Source organism: Paenibacillus profundus (assembly GCF_021369635.1).
GTDB classification, from domain to species: Bacteria; Bacillota; Bacilli; order Paenibacillales; family Paenibacillaceae; genus Paenibacillus_B; species Paenibacillus_B profundus.
The window spans coordinates 204417-221247 of sequence record NZ_JAJNBZ010000002.1 but is presented as its reverse complement, the minus strand read 5'-3'; the positions used below and the strand labels follow the sequence as shown (position 1 = coordinate 221247).

Genomic DNA, 16831 nt, shown 5'->3' with positions numbered 1-16831 from the left:
AAAACAACGCTGCAAGGAGGAGTATATTATGGCACAACAAAAGTCCGAATGGGAAGCTGATCTCGTCATCATCGGCGGAGGCATGGGGGGCTGCGCCGCGGCATTGGCCGCCTGTCGATTGGGAAAGACGGTGCTGCTCACGGAAGAGACCGCCCGCATCGGCGGACAATTGACAAGCCAGCTCGTTCCACCGGACGAACATCCGTGGATTGAGCAGTTCGGCTGCACGGAGACGTATCGGCAGTTCCGCAATGCTATACGCCGCTACTATCGCGAGCATCTGCCGCTCAACGCGAAGGCGCGCTCGAATCGGAACTTGAACCCCGGGAACGGCAACGTGAGCCGCCTGTGTCACGATCCGCGCATTGCGCTGCACGTGCTGGAATCGATGCTGTTCCCTTATGTGCATAGCGGCCGGCTCACCATCCACACCAGATGCCGCGCGGTTGGCGCCGAGGTCGAAGGCGACCGCATTCGTGCCGTCACCGTACAGGATGCGGAAGGGAACGCATATACTTGCACGGCGCCCTATTTTCTCGATGCGACCGAATGCGGCGATTTGCTCGCCTTATCCGGTACGGAATATGTCACTGGAGCGGAATCGCAGCGTGACACTGGCGAACCGCATGCCGTTCCGGGGGCCGCTGAGCCGCAAAATATGCAGGGCATCACTTATTGCTTCGCCGTCGATTACGAAGAAGGCGAAAACCATACGATTGCGAAGCCGGATCGCTACGATTTCTGGCGCCAATACAAGCCATCCTTTTGGCCAGATCGCCTGCTGAGCTGGACCGGTGTCAAGCCGTCTACCCTAGAGCCGGTGAAATACTCTCTCTTTCGCGAACAAGGGTCGTTCCCGCTGTTTCATTACCGGCAAATCACCGATCCTTCGCTGTATGATCAGGCTGCCGACTCCATTCCCCAAGCCGTGACGGTCGTCAATTGGCCGCAGAACGATTACTGGCTCGGCTCCATTATCGATGTTAGCGAAGCTGAAAAAGAACAGCATCTGAACGATGCGAAGCAGCTCAGCCTGTCGCTGCTGTACTGGATGCAGACTGAGGCGCCGCGGCATGACGGAGGCTGCGGTTATCCGGGCCTGCGACTCCGCAAGGATGTCGCGGGGACAGCGGACGGGATGGCGATGTACCCCTACGTCCGGGAATCGAGACGGATTCAAGCCGAGTTCACCGTCTTGGAGCAGCACATCTCAACCGATTTCCGCCCAGGACAGCCGGCGGAAACGTTCCCGGATTCGGTCGGCATCGGCTGCTACCGCATCGATCTTCACCCTTCGACAGGCGGGAATAATTACATAGATATTTCCTCCCTGCCGTTTCAGATTCCACTTGGGAGCCTCTTGCCCGTCCGCATGGACAATCTCATACCGGCCTGCAAAAATATCGGCACCACGCACATCACTAACGGCTGCTACCGCTTGCATCCAGCCGAATGGAACATTGGCGAATCGGCCGGCGTTCTTGCGGCATATGCCTTGAACAAGGGCATCGCGCCACGCGCGGTGCGAAGCCAGCAGCAGCATCTCGAAGCGTACCAGCGCCTGCTGCAGCAGTTAGGTATCGAATTGCAGTGGCCGTCCATCCGTCCCGTCTAAGCAGCCTGCTTTTGTCTCCCCGCTTGCGTTGGTGTTAAGCGGGGGGCCTTCCTTTCGTATTTCCGCAAAAATAAAACGGGGATACCCCGCCTGTTTAGGATGTCCCCGTCGTCTTATTTGTTCAGTTCCGCATCCATCTGCCCCAACAAGACGATACTCTGCTCTTCCAACGCTTTGACCGACTGTAAAATCGTGATGGCGCGTCCAGCCTGCTCCGGTTCGTTCGGTTCTCCCCCGGCAGGGAACGGAAACATCTGCTGCAGCTCCTGCAGCTGCTCGGCCATGCTCGCATATAGCCCAGCCGCTTCCTTGCCTAGGTTGCGGAGGCGATCATCTGCTGCGGCATCGCCGCCCTGCCACGTGTCACTCAACTCATTCAGGAACTGTGCCGCGTAATGTCGGGCGTCCTGAACGACGGCGATGTTATATGAATTGCCGTTCGGTTCGACCGTTCCACCGCGGAAGGCCTCCACCCAGACATCATAAGCGGCCAAGCCATGTACGCTGTACTGGGGCTGCTCTTCCCTGCCATGATAGTGATCCAGTATCAATTGCAGCGCACCCTTTAGTTGGCCGCGTTCATCCGTTATACATGGCTCATCAATAGCCAGCACGAATAAATCCTCGAGAATCCCCCGTCCCAAATGATCATAAGGAATATGTTCCTCTTTGCCGCACTCCACAGCCGTAAGCTTTCGCGCTCCATCATCATAGCCATAAATGAGGCCGAACTCAGGTACGAATAAATCCCACGACAGCACGGGCAGCCCCCGATCAATGGAATCGTGAATCAGATTGAGCGCTTCGGGAAGCGCCTCGTGCAGCTTACGCTTCGCTTTCGCCTCCGGCGTGAGCATGGACGCATCCACCAGATTGGTGTTCGGCCCAAGCTTCAAGGGCATAGCGTCGACGATACGGGCTCTGAACCCGAGATTGCGCAAGCCTTTTGATAAAATATCCCTGAAATCGTAAATAGTCGGGCCAGCAATGTTGACGTCGCCTCGGCAAATGTTGATGCGGAACGCATATCCGCTCAATCCCATAATCCTCGTCAGCGACTCCTCCTTGTCCGTATAGGACAGCAGGCCGTGCAGGGCCGAAGCGGCGGACGTCCATGTAAATGTTTCGGCTAGCGTGCCGGAATTAGGCAGCAGCTTTGTTTTCATGCACCCCATATCCTTCCTGTTCATGACATAGTGGTCAACAGACACGCGGATTTTTTCTTGAACGACTTTTTTTCGGGAACGAGATAAGATTTGATATACATTGGCAGTTGACAGGTGGAACAGCTTGGCAATTTCCTGAGGAGACAAATGATCGAAGAAATGAGACTCGAATATTTGCCGTTCCTTCCGGTTCAAGCACCGCAGCATGCCGCCAATCGTCTCAAGCAGTTCCTTGCGCATGAGCCTCTCTTCGGGGGTGGCTTCCTGCGCGTTCCCTTCTACTCCCGAACGGGCAAGCCGGAGCATAATATAATCGAGATTGTGCCACTGTTCCTCTTCCGACTCCGCTTCCACATCCCGCATCAAGCCGGTGAACGTCCTCTCTTGGGCGATCGGCTTGCTCCTCAGCTTCGTGTACGCCTGATTGCGCACAATCCGATGGATCCAAGGCAGAAACCGTGCGGCATCCACCAGCGAACCGAGATGCAGAAAAGCCCGGATGAGCGCATCCTGCACAATATCCTCGGCCAGAAATGGTTCCTGCGTGATAGATCGGGCGTAGCCGTATACTTTGGTCCGATGCCTGCGCACCAATTCGCCATACGCTTCCCGATCGCCCTGCTTCGAGCGCTGCACCAGCATGCTGTCGTCCAGCTCATCCAGATCAGGAGACCACTCATCCCCTACATCTTGTTTCCACTCCGTAACCGGCACGTCGTTCATTCAAACACCTCGTTATATGGATGACCTACTGCATTGACTCCAGAAAGGAATGATCTCTGACATTTTAACAAAAAGGGATTTGAAATGTCCTCCATCGTTCATTTGACACGATACACGTTGGCGAACCTGCCTGGTAGACGTAGACGACATTCTAGACGACATTCTCTATACTACTTTACCTTTAGCTCCATTCTCCCTTTCAGTCAGAGGACTCACTTTACACTGAGTCTCCTCACCACTCCTACACTCCGCTTCTGAACCGATGGAAGAGTGTGACTAAGCTCAAAGGGATGAAGTAACTGCTTCAGGCACGTGCGGTGCCAATATCATTTCCCACCTGAACCAGCAGGAGAGTGGAGCTAAACGCGATTGTATGGGATTCGTCAGCTTCAGGCAAGAGTTGCAGCACGCGTCGGAGATGGAGCCGTGATTGGCATTTCTATCGACATGTGGTACAAGAGCGACAAATGCGAGAAACACATGAAAGAGACTGCAACCGCCCAATGGATACCTGGCGGTGCAATCTCTGTTAATGGAACGCATTCTTTTATTTTAGCGCTTGGCATACCACTCGTTAGCGGCCTTCACCATCTCCTCGCCGCCCTGAGCGCGCCATTCGGTGAGAAACTGATCGTAATTGTCGAGCGGCTCCGTCCCGCTGATGAAGTTGATGAATGTGTCCTCCTGATACTTGTTCAGCCGCTGCAGGTTTTTCGAGATGTCTGGAATCGGCGGCGCCGCGCTCATCGGATCGATGACGAGCAGCCCTTCGGCGTTCTTTTGGAATGTGGCGAAATAGCTTTCCACGACTGGATTTTTCTTCAGGCGCGCCTGCCAGTAAATCGGATAGTTCTTCTCGTCCACTCCCGTCAGGAACGAGCTCGCGTTGCTGCGCTCATCGGCGAACTTCGGCATAATCGGCGTATAGACGCCGTCCTCGAACTTGTGATGTGCGCCTTCCTCACCGATGGCGATGCCCTTGAAGATGTCTTTGTCAAACTTCATGTCGAGCCATTTGACGGCTTCTTCCTTATGCTTCGCGAACTTCGGCACTGCGATGAAGTAGTTAATCGTATTTCCAGCAGAGCCTACTCGTGCCACGCCCGCCTTATCCTTCAACACAGGTACGATCCCCAGCTTTGCATCCGGGAAGTTCTTCGCCAAGGCGTTCACGAGGTTCGGCGCTACCCACCAGCCCGGACTGTACATGGCCGCCTTACCGCTGGCTACCTTTTCAATCGATTTATCTGCCGTGTTAATGCCCCACTCCGAGTCGATGAGCCCCTCTTTATACAGCGTGCTCATGAAGGCAAGGTATTCCCTCATCTCTGGCGCTTCGACGGAATGAATGATCTTGCCGTCCCGTTCCATCCATGCCGTCGTTAAGCCAAAGACGCTTGCGATGTCCGGATGCACAGGTACTTTACCGCCCGTCAACGGGATTACCTTCTTTTTCTCCTTAAAAGCTCTCAGTACGGTGACGAATTCGTCGAGATTCGTCGGCGCCTTCATGTTCATTTCATCGAGCCAATCCTGGCGCACGACAAGCGCGTACGATGCCGTGCCGCTACCGCCTCCCGTTTCAGGGATGGCATACGTTTTTCCTTCATAGCGCGCGCCTTCCCAAGACTCGGAGCCGATGACCTGCTTCATGTTCGCCCCGTACTGTTCAATTAAGTCATCGAGCGGCTCGAGTGCCCCAGACGACACAAGCTGATAATATTGCGCCGGAGCAAGCTTCAACACATCGTACGGCTCCTTGTTCGCCATAAGCAGGTTCAACTTCTCATCGGCATTCTCCGCCGGCAGCATTTCATACTTAACCGTATAATCGGTCTTCTCCTTCAAATACTGCGCCACCGCGTCTCCGTTCGGCTCGAACCGTTCGAACGGCATCAGTTGCCGCAGTTGCTTCCCGTCCCCTTCTCCACCGTCCGCGCCTGCGCCTGACTTGGAGCCGTTGCAGCCGATAAGCGACAGCACCGCGATCACCGCCACGATTGATAACCAGATCTGATTACGCCGCATGAACATTCCTCCGCTCTTTTCTTTTGTTCTCCTGTAGCAATCCTTCACGCCGTTAACCTTTAACGGAACCAATTAACACCCCTTTCACGAAATACTTCTGCAGAAACGGGTAAACGAGCAAGATAGGCAAGGTCGCCACGAGAATCGAAGCGGCTTGAATCGCCTGCGGTGTCGTGTTCATGACGGCATCGATGTTCGGCACATGCCCTCCGTCCTGATAGGTGATGTTGGAGTGAATAAGCAGCTCCTTCAAATACAGTTGAAGCGGTTTCAATTCAGGCGAGTTGATGTAAATCATGGAGGCGAAATAATCATTCCAGAAGCCGACCGCATAGAAGAGCGCAATCGTCGCAAACACAGGCAATGATAACGGCACGGTAATGCGAAGCAGAATCGTCAGGTTGGTTGCGCCGTCCATTTTGGCTGACTCCTCCAGCTCATCGGGAAGCGACTCGAAATAGTTTTTGATGATTAACATATTGAACACGCTAATCATACTCGGCAAAAAGAGCACCCATAGCGTATCGATTAGCTCAAGCCGGTGCATGAGCAAATAAGCGGGAATGAGTCCACCGCTGAACAGCATCGTGAACACATACATCAAAATGAAGAACTTGCGCCCGCGCAAGCGCGGCTTGGACAAGGGATAGGCGGCAATAGCCGTCATAATTAATCCGATAGCGGTGCCCGCCGCCGTTATCGTAACGGATACCATGAAGGCGTTCATGAATTTGGCATCACTCAATACATACAGATAAGTGCCAAACTGAATGTCGACCGGAAACAAGGACACGCGTCCCGATAACACTGCCTCTTCGCTGCTAAGCGATTTGGCGAGCAAATTGAGGAACGGAAACAGCGTCGTCCATGACACGAGGGCAAAAAAGATATAGTTCAGCGCGTGGAAGACACGCTCTCCGGCCGATATGCGGATCGTTGACGGCTTCGTTGTCGTCTTCTTTAGTTCCGTTTTCATGCCGTGCCTCCTTTCTTCAATAGTGGCGCCCCGCTATTTGTCTGTCCTTCCCTCTGTTGCTCGGGCGCGTTGATTCATCCACGCTGCGCTCTCGACTACGCCGACATGCCGGGCGCGTCACGCTCTCTACCAGATGCCGCGATTGAGCGTGCGCCGGCTAATATAATTGCCGCTCATGATGAGGATGAAGCCGACCACCGATTCGAACAAGCCCACAGCAGCCGAGAAGCTGTAATTCTGTTCCCCGAGACCGGTGCGGTACACGTAAGTTCCGATGACGTCCGATACGTTATAGACGACCGGGTTATACATGACGAGTATTTGCTCCGTACCGGCTTCCAGCATGTGGCCAAGCCGCAGGATGAACATGAGCAGGATAACGGGAACGAGCCCCGGCAGCGTAATGTGCCAAATCTGTCTGAACTTGTTCGCGCCGTCCATCTTCGCCGCCTCGTACAGCTGCGGATCGATGGAGCTCAAGGCTGCCAAATAGACGATTGTGCCCCAGCCCGCCTCCTTCCAACCGGCCGTACCGACGAGCAGCCAGCGAAAGACGCTGTTATCGAGAAAGAATTTAATCGGCTCTCCCCCGAACCATTCAATGATCCGATTGACGAGACCTCCATTAATGGACAGCAGATCTATGAACAAGCCGCTGACGATGACCCAAGACAGAAAGTGGGGCATGTAAATAATCGTCTGCACCGGGCGTTTGAACCACATTTTCGTCAGCTCGTTCATCAGAATGGCCAGCAGGATCGGGAGCGGAAATAGAAGCACGATTTTCAGCACCGAAATGATGAGCGTATTCCAAAACACCTGCGCGAACTTCGGAGATTGGAACAGCCGCGCAAAATGCTCCAATCCGACCCACGGGCTGTCCGCAATGCCGCTGAAGATGTTGAAATCCTGGAAGGCAATGACGACGCCATACATTGGGGTGTACTTGAACAAGAGAAGAAAGGCGACGCCCGGTATGAGCGCGATGTATAAGTCCCAGTCCTTGCGCACGTCGCTCCACAGCTTGCGCCAGTAATGACGCGTCGGTGAGCGCGGAGCATTGTCCATCTCTTTCGTATCCATCTCCCCCATCCTTTCCTTGACTCCGCATGCCTCAATCTTGCATTCACTCTCGAAGAGTATATGCTTCGAGTTCTTGCAACCTTCTCAGTGCTGAAAGCGTTCTTTTTGAACTCGCACTTATAGCGTACGGGAAGGCAGCCTTCAGGAATACAGGAGAGTCATGACTTCTTCTGGTAAATTGATAGCAATGCGGCAATTGCTGAGCTGCCCCCACGCCTTCATCATCCTCGCTTCCATTCACTAGGCGTGACTCCCCAATATTTACGGAACACCTTCGTAAAATAGCTGACGTCACGGAAGCCCGCTGCGTGGGCGGCATCATACACCCGATCCCCTTGGAAAAGCACATCCTTGGCGCGCTCCATACGGCGCTCCAGCAAGTAGGCGGAGAACGGACGGTCCATCTCTTGCTTGAACAGCCTGCTCAAGTATGAAGCGTTCATGAAGAGCCGATCCGCCACTGCCTGCAGCGTAAGCTCGGTATGAAGCTCCCGCTCAATCAGTTCCTTCACTTCTGCGACGAGCCGATTGCCGCTGCGCCGCCTGACCATGCTCGCCTGCATGCCGATTCGCCGCACCGCACTCCGCATCCAGTCACCCCATTCCTGCTTCGTGCGCAGTTCCGCGGAGTGGTGGAACCACTTCGCATCCTCCTGCATGACCTCGTGCATCGACCATCCCTGCTTGCGTATCCAAGTGACGATCCAGGATTGCAGGAACATCATCTGCTCCTTGAGTGTCTCTGCCTGCTCCACCGCGCACACAGCGCCGATCCAAGCCTCTGCAATATCGGACGCAAGCGGCTCGTCGCCCGTACTCCACGCGATATCAAGCTCGCGCTCCCACGGCTCGCTCTGGAGGACTGCGGCTGCATTATCGGGCGGCCGAATAAGTCCGTCTTCCCGATACGGAATGACGATATCCCCCCCATGCACGAGCCGCTGGCTCAGGGCGAACTGCGCTTCCTTATACAAACGGGGTACTTCCGCAAGCTGGCCGTGCGCGGAGCAGATGCCTGCGCTTGCCGTCAGCTTGAGCGACGTCTTGATGTGCTCCAGCATTTTGCCAGCTATCGCATGAATGCCGAGCATCGCGTCGCCGTCCGCTGCAACGCTATCGCCACCGGCGTGCCGGAACAGAATGCCGATCGGCTTATCGACGTCACGGCACACCAGAGCGGATCCGGCCCCCATTGCCCTGAGCGTCTCTTCGGCCACTTGGCCAACGGCGAATTGCAAGAGCGCTGCATCTTCGCCGAAGGCTTGCATCCGCTCGGGCGGAAATGGATCGGGCTCGATGACCATGACGGCATAGCGCTCCTCCTGCACAAGGTCGATGCCAAGCTCCGCCAACCGCTGGCGGAAGGCGGCGGCGGAGAGGCTCGCTTCCATGCCCAAGCGCAGCGTGCGCTGCTGCAACACCGGCAGATGATCATGCCACTGCTGCCGCAGCGAGGCGTAATCGTGCTTGCGCTGAATCTCTTGGCGGCGCTCCGCGACCGCCTCCGAGACGGCCTGCACAATCGCCTCCTGTCCCGCCGGCTTCAGCAAATATTGCTTGACGCCCAAGGCTAGCGCCTCCTGCGCGTAAGGAAAATGATCGTGTCCGCTCAAGATGACCGTCTTCACCTCGGCGTTCCATTCCATCGCTTGACGTGCCAGAGCTAGGCCGTCTCCATCCGGCAGTTGGATGTCCACGAGCAAAATATCCGGCCGCTTCACCTGGAGCCAACGTCTTCCTTCCTCCACGGTCGCGGCCGACGTGACTCCCGTTATTCCCGCTTGCTCCCACGGCATCATGTCCGTTAAGCTGTGGCGAAGGCGGGGTTCATCCTCCACGATTAATAAATTCATTCCACTGTTTCCTCCTTTGAACCTTATTAAGCAGAATTCATCTCGGTTGAGTTGGCCATCTGCCTGTCTTCTTATTAATGGAATCGATTGCGATGATTACGACATTTCATGCCATTGCGGCCTTGGGCTCGTACGGCTCGGACAAGGGCAGAATGAGCGTTACGGTCGTGCCCTTCCCCAAGGCGCTATCGATACGGATATCGGCATGCGGGCCATAATTCAAGCGCATGCGCGCCACGACGTTTCTCAGCCCGTAGCCCGCATCTGCATCGCCTTCTAACTGCATGCCATGCTGCACGGGCTGCTGCAGCACGGCCGACAGTTGCCGCTGAAGCCGTTCCCGCACCGCTTCGCTCATACCTGCGCCCGAATCGGACACGGCGATGATGAGCGCTTGCTGCGGTCCTGCATCTTCAAGCCGCACCGTGATGCGCAGCAGCTCCTCTTGCGCTGACTTCTCCACGCCATGGATGAGCGCGTTCTCGACGATCGGCTGCACGAGCAGCTTGACGATAGGCAGCGGCTCGGCCCGCGGATCGACGTCATATTCGACCCGGAACTGATCCATGAACCGCAGCTGCTGAATACGGACATACGCGTGCAAATGCTCCAGGCTTTCCTTTACAGTGAGCGCATCCTTGCCTTTGCTCAGGCTCAATCGGAAAAAGCGCGACAAATTCAGCACTATTTCCGAAATGTCCTCCGCATCCGATTGCTTCGCCATCCAATAGATGGAATCTAGCGTATTGTACAAAAAATGAGGGTGGATTTGCGACTGAAGCAGCTTCAGTTCTGTGTTGGTCAGCCTAAGGCTCTGTTCATAGTGGTCTTGAATGAGATGCTGCTGCTGCGAGGCCATGTGGTTGAATAGATACGTCACCATGCCGAACTCATCTTGCCGGTCCGATACCAGACGCACGTCCAGGTTGCCGCTTGTCATGTCCCGCATGCCGCGAGCGAGCTTCCGCATGGGGGCGGCGATGCTTTTGTAAATGCTAAATGCCATAACTAGAGCGAGCACGACGCTCAAGACGATCATGAAGACCGCATAATGCTCCAATTGATAGGATTGGGCAAAAATTTCATCCTTCGGTTGAGCCAACGTCAAAGACCAGCCGTAATAAGGCGATTCGGTGCGAATGAGCACTTGGTTGTGCTTCTCGGCGTAAGAGGCATAGCTGTCATACGATTCCGGCCGCTGGGCTGTTCCCGTCACCCATTTTCCATCGGCCGTATACAGATGAATCTCCGCCTGCGCAGAAGGCAGAAGAGAGCGGATATATTGCTGTATGCGCGGAGTATTGAGACTAATAATGAGCGCATGCCGTTCCCGGTTCGGATTATAGATGTCCATGGAACGCACCACTGCCAGACTATCCGCGCCGAATACTTGGCCGAACGGCTTGCCTCCGCCAATACGCTCATCGGGCAGCATGTACACAATCCCGGTGCCCATCCCATTCAGCGTCTGCCGCAGCCATATGCGTTCATCCGCGCGAGCGACAGGCAGCACGCCATGCGCCGTCGATATGACCGAGTTCGAATGATCATGATACACGGCAATCTGTGAGAACATCGGATGTATGGACAGGAAATCGGACAGTTGGCGGCGCATGCGAACGAACGCCATCACGTCTTTTGCTTCCACAGTGCGTCTGGATTGAGCCAGCGTAGCGTTCATTTCTGGGTCCGTCGACAGCATGGCGGACAGTTCCTCTACGTTCTGCAGCACGAGTTCAATGTTGTCCATCAGGGCATGCATCGCGCTTTCCGTTCGCGCCGTCGTCTCAGACAACAACAGCTGCTGCGAGCGCTCATTCGAGAACCAACCCGTCAGCAGCAGCGGAATGAGAATGAGCACGAAATAGACGGTCAGGCGCCACTGAATGCGCTGGCGGAATCGGTTAAAAAGAGCCTGAAGCATGGCCACTACTCCCCTCTGGTTCACTGTGGAATGCTGCCGAACCCACCCGGTTCCTGCTGTATTGGAACCACGCATTCGCTTCGCGGGTCATCTCTTCCCCGCCTTCGGCCAACCACTCGGCTGCATATCGTTCGAAATCGTCCAGTGGCCGGTTCCCGAGCACAATATCAATTAACATATCGTTTTTCTTCAACAGGAGCGGCGCATACCGAGTCATCGCCGGAGTCGGAAGCGATTGAAAGGCGCTCGGCCGCACATAGGTGGCCATATACCGAAGGTTGTCGTACAAGTGATAGCGCATACCGAGCGCATCGAGCCGACTCTGCGTATAGCCTTCATCGGGAATGTCGGACAGATTCGCATACAGTCCGCGGTAATGATCCCGATTGTGCACCTCCATGTTCGTCACCCGATCTCCATCCTTCCACTCCCACACTTTACCTTCAAATCCGAACTTTAACGTGTCGCGCCCCTCTCCAGAAATAAAGCTCAAGAGCTGCAGCGCTTCGACTGCATGCGGGCTTGATGTCGGAATAACTTGATAAGAACGTACCGTCGGCAACGCATAAATGCCGGTTCCTCCAGGACCCTGCGGATACGGAATTGAAATCCATTCCGCACTTGGATGACGCGCCGCGCTTCTCTCCAGCACACCGCGGGTATCATACCATGTGCCCGCGAACAGTCCGAGGCGCCCTTCCATCACTTGCCGTTCCAAGCCCCGCTGCGTCTGGATTGGAAAGAGCGGATCGACAAGTCCTTCCTCCACGAGCCCGCGTAAAAAGGCGAGGGCGTCCTTCATTTCCGGCAGCATATTCGAATACACCAGCTTGCCATCCCGCTCCACCCATTGGTTCAGCTGAACTCCAAATGCGCCGAACCACGGAGAGGAGCGTCCGAATTCTTCGATAAAGCTAGTGCCGTACGTATCCCGCACTCCGTTGCCATCCGGATCGAGCGCGACAAAGGCCCGCATCATTTCCACCATATCCTCGAGCGTCTCCGGCGGCTTAAGCCCGAAGCGGTCCAACCAGTCTTTGCGGACGTACATCATCTCCAAGCCTTCCGCTTCATTCAGACTCGGAATGGCATACACCTGCCCGTTAAAAGACACTTGCTCCCATACCTCAGGCGGGATCCGCTCCTTCAGCTGCGGGGCATAGCGCGCAATCAAATGATCGAGGGGCGCCAGCATCTGCTTGCGCGCATAATGCGACACCCAATTCGGGTCGGAAATGCTGATGAGATCAGGCGTATGGCTCGACATCATCATTGCGCCGACGCGATCCTCGTATCGGTGCGACGGAGGAATGATGACTTCCACATTAAGTCCGGTCTTCGCTTCTATGTACGACAAATATGGGTTGTCATTCTCCGTCAACGGCTCGGGGAAGGTTATGCCGAGACTGTTCAACACGACCGTGACCGGTGGATTGGACACGTCCCGCTCCACATTTTTTTGTTCCAAGCTCGCCGAATGACAGCTGACTAGCGACAATAATAGCGAGCATCCTATTCCTATAGCTATGACAGGCTTACATTTGGACAAATCAAACCACCGCATCCCTCTCGAAAACGCCCTCAAAACAAGCCCCGCTGCCGTTATTTCAGATTCATGCCCTTGCATGCACACATCTCTCCCTTCGCCGGCAAGGGTGCTGCACCATGCCGTCAAATATAGAAAAAGGGCCTATCAGTATGTATGTCCTGACAGACCCTTGCCCTAGCTTATTCTACTCTTCTGCCGACAATCGCTTCAAGTCGCTGACATGCTTGTCCAGTCTCGCGTATCCGTCGACCAACGCCTTAATATCACTGTGCTGGTGCTCCATATTGGCCAATGCCTCTTCGACGGAAGCCATATGCTGCTCCGTGCTGTCCGTAACGGTGACTACGCCTTGCGCCATGCTCGCGTATTGCTGCTGCAGCTCCTGCACTGCTTCGCGCATCGCTTCGGATTGGCGGTTCACCATATCCGTGTTCTCCGTCATGCTGCGCATGATGCGCTCGACCTCGCCTGTCGCCTCAACGCTTGACGTCACAGCGGATTGACCACGCTGCACCTGTCCGGCTGCTTCATTGATCTGCGCACCAATCGCTCCGAGAATGCGCGTAATATCTTCCGTCGCGCCACGCGTATGGTCTGCCAGCTTGCGGACTTCTCCAGACACGACGGCGAAGCCCTTCCCGTGTTCGCCCGCGCGGGCCGCTTCAATCGCCGCATTCAAGGATAGCAGATTCGTCTGCGCGGATATATCGCTAATCGTACTTACGATATCGCGTACCTGTTCCGTCTGAGCGTTCAAATCGTTCATCAGCTCCACCGTCTTCCGCACCACTCGTTCCACACGGTCGATTTCATTGACTAGCATGTCAATTTGCCCGCTGCCATGCTCTACCAACTGGCGTGTAGCCGAGGCCACCTGCTCCAGTTGATTCGTTCCGTCCGCAACATGGCCCACGGCGCGATCCACGAATTGCACCGAGCTGCCGATGCCGTGCAGATTATCCGTCTGCCGCTCGATAGTCGACGAGATCTGGGCGAATGTCCCTGTCACCTCGCGAGAGATGGCTCCAGTCGATTCCGCGCGCCCCTTCTGCTCTTGGCTGAATTCATCCAGCATCGTAATCGAAGATTGAATTTGCTCAAGCAGCCCTTCGGCCCGCTCCTTCGCCTTCAGCGCCTCTGTACCGCGAACGAGCACTTGACGCTGCAGCCTTTCGCTAAAGACGGCTGATGCGCTGAGCGCAATCGTCACAAAGAGGAGATACATTAATAAATATAGCAACGGCTCGCCCTCAAACAACTGTTTACTCAGAACCGGATCAGACACGACGTAGACCGTCATCGCCATGCTAATAACTCCGGTAAATACGATAGGACGGTAATTCTGATATAACGTCATCAATCCAATAACGACATAGAACAATAAATACGTGCTAAATATCGGATTCGGATCCGACTTCATCAACATCAATACGAGGGAGCATAAAAATACCGGAATCAGGTACATGATGTACTGTGTCCCGATGCGCTTATAGGTCAAAAAGGTAGCCAAGCCGCAAGCGGCAGCCCCGATACCTATCAGCATATATAGCATGGCTCCTGTAATCCCCGCTGCGACATCCGCAACAATGCCGATGCCGAGCATGACCCATATAATTTTGACAAACAATCGGTTGCGCTGGTCAAGTATTGAATGTTCATTCACGCCATCTACCAACTTTCTATCGTTCGAGTTTAATATATTAATAATATGAAATAGTAATGCCATTAAAGTTCACATCAACCAGGTTGACAGCTCATCGAAATATACCATGGATAGGATTCAGGGTCGTGCCAAATGTCGCCGACATGAATGAGTGTCGGAACGACATCATCTCCTTTATAATACGTCTTCTTGCCTACTTGCCTCATTGGGACGTGAAATGAGATGCGAAGAGCCCGGGCAAATACCGGTTCCATCAAGCAAGCGCAATGAACAATGTTATACTGTCGAGAATAATGGACAATGGATGATAAGAGACGTGAAACATTTTGACCTCGATATTCTCGCAGCAAAGCAACCTTATCGACTTCAGCCACAGAGCAAGGATCGGCAGTAATCTCGGCTTGCTCCCGAAACGGGGCGATTTCGTTCAAAGGACTTCCGTTAAAGTGGTACGGCTTTAACTCAAATGTGCCGACAGGAACATTTGCTTCATTAAAGACCAGAACTTGTGCCAACGTATGGGCCGAAGGCTCTATTTCATATCCCTCTTCCTTCCAGACTGTTGTCCAAATGGATTGAAAGACGTTGCGATCCGCTTCATGAATTACCACTTTGTGCATTTTTCCAGTGACTCCTTTATGTAAATGATGATGTAGTTATCGGTCACGGATATGGATTTGTTAATGAACAAATATTGAAAATATAGTGTTTTTTCAGGAAAAAAGCATCCTTTCACATTGTAAATAAGCTTGTTCTTTATGCCAACCAAAGTTGCTAAAATTCATACTAATGACCTATATGTGTAATTGTTCATATATAATTTATGTACCTTTTTACAGCTGCAGATGTTCTATAACACGATCCACTTTGTAACTTTACATTTGTCAAAAATGTAAACCTCAATTATACTTGTACTAACTCTACACGGTACGTATTACATGTTTGCTAATCAACCACTAATCGGAGCGATGAACAAATGGCACAATCAAAGATTACCCAACAGCATATCGCCGATGCGCTGAGCTTGTCCCGCAACACCGTCTCCAAGGCGCTCAACAACGATCCGGGTATGCCCGAGGATACGAAACGTCGCGTCATTCAAAAAGCGCTCGAGCTCGGCTATACAAAATTTCATCAAGACCTGCCTTCGGCGGAATCTGCGCCGGCCAAAAATCGGCTTGTTTCCTTACTGACTCATTCTGATTATATGGGCAACCATTACTGGTCGACCTTCCTGAGGGGCTTGAACGGGACGTTGAAGGATGCCGGCTATACGCTGGCTATGACCATCGTCGATATGGAAGAGGAAAGGGAACTGCGGCTGCCTGCGTTTTTCTTGCAGCAGAAGCCGGCAGGCGTCATTATGATCGGGCCCTTCTTGCGCGAATATTACGAAGTGATTGAATCGGCCGGCATTCCATCTATATTTATCGATACGCATGCCGAATTTAACTTAGGGCTGCTGCGCAGCGATATTATGTTGGTGGATAACACTCATAGCGTATATATGCTAACGCGAGAATTGATTGCTCAGGGACATCGCCAGATCGGGTTCGTGGGCGATATCGGTTCGTGCCTAAGCTATCAAGAACGCTGGACTGGCTTCCAGCAAGCGCTGCGTGAAGCCGACCTGCGTGTGAACGAATCGTGCTGCATCATTAACACGATGCCACGGCACTATTATAATGAGGCCGAGCTTCAAGAAGCGTTCGCAGCCATGAAGCACAAGCCGACGGCCTTCGTCTGCGTCAATGACGCCATCGCGCTTGAAATGATGCAAGTAATCCGGAATGCAGGCTTGCGCATCCCGGATAATATTGCCTTAACCGGCTTCGACAATATTACCGAAGCGATGCTCGTGCAGCCTTCCTTAACGACGGTGCATGTGCCGAAGGAAGAGCTTGGCATGCGCGCAGGCGAGCAAATCGTATGGCGCATGAGCAATATCGGCCGTCCGAAGGAACTCGTTCGCCTCGCTGTCGACATTATCTGGCGCGATTCGGTTAAACAGCCTGTTTAAGTTTACATTTGCACAATAAATGTCACATATTTCAGGTATTTTGCACACAATATTGGATGTAAAATGCCCAAAACCAACTTGACATTATGCATGCTCTGTTTTACTCTTTAGGTATACGGTAACGCTCCTACAAGAGGGGATCACCGGTTGATTATGTACACAAGTGAGTGTTCAAATACCAAAAGATCATCGTGATCAAAAGGGAACTTTTTGAACAACCTCTACAAGCAA

11 protein-coding genes are annotated in these 16831 nt (G+C 53.7%); 2 read left to right on the top strand and 9 right to left on the bottom strand.

Annotated features, from left to right (window positions below; genetic code table 11):
* Positions 1-28 precede the first annotated feature (28 nt).
* On the top strand, positions 29-1615 hold the full coding sequence (locus tag LQV63_RS03840) for an FAD-dependent oxidoreductase (RefSeq protein ID WP_233695706.1): 1587 nt from the start codon (positions 29-31) through the stop codon (positions 1613-1615).
* Positions 1616-1728: 113 nt separating this feature from the next.
* Here the strand turns inward: LQV63_RS03840 and LQV63_RS03835 are convergent, their stop codons facing one another.
* The 9 genes from LQV63_RS03835 to LQV63_RS03795 form a co-directional block, all read right to left on the bottom strand.
* Positions 1729-3504 (bottom strand): RNA polymerase sigma factor, encoded by a 1776-nt coding sequence (locus LQV63_RS03835; protein ID WP_233695705.1) that lies wholly within the window; start codon positions 3502-3504, stop codon positions 1729-1731.
* Positions 3505-4056: 552 nt separating this feature from the next.
* Complete coding sequence (locus LQV63_RS03830) at positions 4057-5532, bottom strand: extracellular solute-binding protein (RefSeq protein WP_233695704.1); 1476 nt, start codon at positions 5530-5532, stop codon at positions 4057-4059.
* Positions 5533-5584: 52 nt separating this feature from the next.
* The gene (locus tag LQV63_RS03825) at positions 5585-6508 is read right to left on the bottom strand and encodes a carbohydrate ABC transporter permease (RefSeq protein WP_233695703.1); all 924 of its coding nucleotides are present in this window, start codon (positions 6506-6508) and stop codon (positions 5585-5587) included.
* Between the two features lie 126 nt (positions 6509-6634).
* Positions 6635-7591: an ABC transporter permease gene (locus tag LQV63_RS03820; protein ID WP_019420862.1), complete on the bottom strand. Its 957-nt coding sequence runs from the start codon at positions 7589-7591 to the stop codon at positions 6635-6637.
* A gap of 221 nt (positions 7592-7812) precedes the next feature.
* Positions 7813-9444 carry a response regulator transcription factor gene (locus LQV63_RS03815; RefSeq protein ID WP_233695702.1) on the bottom strand — a complete coding sequence of 544 codons (1632 nt, stop codon included), beginning with the start codon at positions 9442-9444 and terminating at the stop codon, positions 7813-7815.
* Positions 9445-9550: 106 nt separating this feature from the next.
* Complete coding sequence (locus LQV63_RS03810; RefSeq protein ID WP_233695701.1) at positions 9551-11368, bottom strand: cache domain-containing sensor histidine kinase; 1818 nt, start codon at positions 11366-11368, stop codon at positions 9551-9553.
* On the bottom strand, positions 11349-12866 hold the full coding sequence (locus LQV63_RS03805) for an extracellular solute-binding protein (RefSeq protein WP_233695700.1): 1518 nt from the start codon (positions 12864-12866) through the stop codon (positions 11349-11351). The genes LQV63_RS03810 and LQV63_RS03805 overlap by 20 nt, the downstream gene beginning before the upstream one ends.
* 235 nt (positions 12867-13101) lie before the next feature.
* Positions 13102-14580 (bottom strand): methyl-accepting chemotaxis protein, encoded by a 1479-nt coding sequence (locus tag LQV63_RS03800; RefSeq protein ID WP_026011004.1) that lies wholly within the window; start codon positions 14578-14580, stop codon positions 13102-13104.
* A 74-nt stretch (positions 14581-14654) separates the two neighbouring features.
* Entirely contained in the window at positions 14655-15200 is a 546-nt protein-coding gene (locus LQV63_RS03795; RefSeq protein WP_233695699.1) for a hypothetical protein, read from the bottom strand.
* A 356-nt stretch (positions 15201-15556) separates the two neighbouring features.
* Here LQV63_RS03795 and LQV63_RS03790 point away from each other — a divergent pair, with 356 nt between their 5' ends.
* Entirely contained in the window at positions 15557-16600 is a 1044-nt protein-coding gene (locus LQV63_RS03790) for a LacI family DNA-binding transcriptional regulator (RefSeq protein WP_019420856.1), read from the top strand.
* Positions 16601-16831: the final 231 nt, after the last annotated feature.

What these genes read in the sequence shown, in the direction of transcription:
- LQV63_RS03840 (WP_233695706.1), top strand. Translation starts at nt 29, where the DNA reads ATGGCACAACAAAAGTCCGAATGGGAAGCTGATCTCGTCATCATCGGC.
- LQV63_RS03835 (WP_233695705.1), bottom strand. Translation starts at nt 3,504, where the DNA reads ATGAACGACGTGCCGGTTACGGAGTGGAAACAAGATGTAGGGGATGAG.
- LQV63_RS03830 (WP_233695704.1), bottom strand. Translation starts at nt 5,532, where the DNA reads ATGCGGCGTAATCAGATCTGGTTATCAATCGTGGCGGTGATCGCGGTG.
- LQV63_RS03825 (WP_233695703.1), bottom strand. Translation starts at nt 6,508, where the DNA reads ATGAAAACGGAACTAAAGAAGACGACAACGAAGCCGTCAACGATCCGC.
- LQV63_RS03820 (WP_019420862.1), bottom strand. Translation starts at nt 7,591, where the DNA reads ATGGATACGAAAGAGATGGACAATGCTCCGCGCTCACCGACGCGTCAT.
- LQV63_RS03815 (WP_233695702.1), bottom strand. Translation starts at nt 9,444, where the DNA reads ATGAATTTATTAATCGTGGAGGATGAACCCCGCCTTCGCCACAGCTTA.
- LQV63_RS03810 (WP_233695701.1), bottom strand. Translation starts at nt 11,368, where the DNA reads ATGCTTCAGGCTCTTTTTAACCGATTCCGCCAGCGCATTCAGTGGCGC.
- LQV63_RS03795 (WP_233695699.1), bottom strand. Translation starts at nt 15,200, where the DNA reads ATGCACAAAGTGGTAATTCATGAAGCGGATCGCAACGTCTTTCAATCC.
- LQV63_RS03790 (WP_019420856.1), top strand. Translation starts at nt 15,557, where the DNA reads ATGGCACAATCAAAGATTACCCAACAGCATATCGCCGATGCGCTGAGC.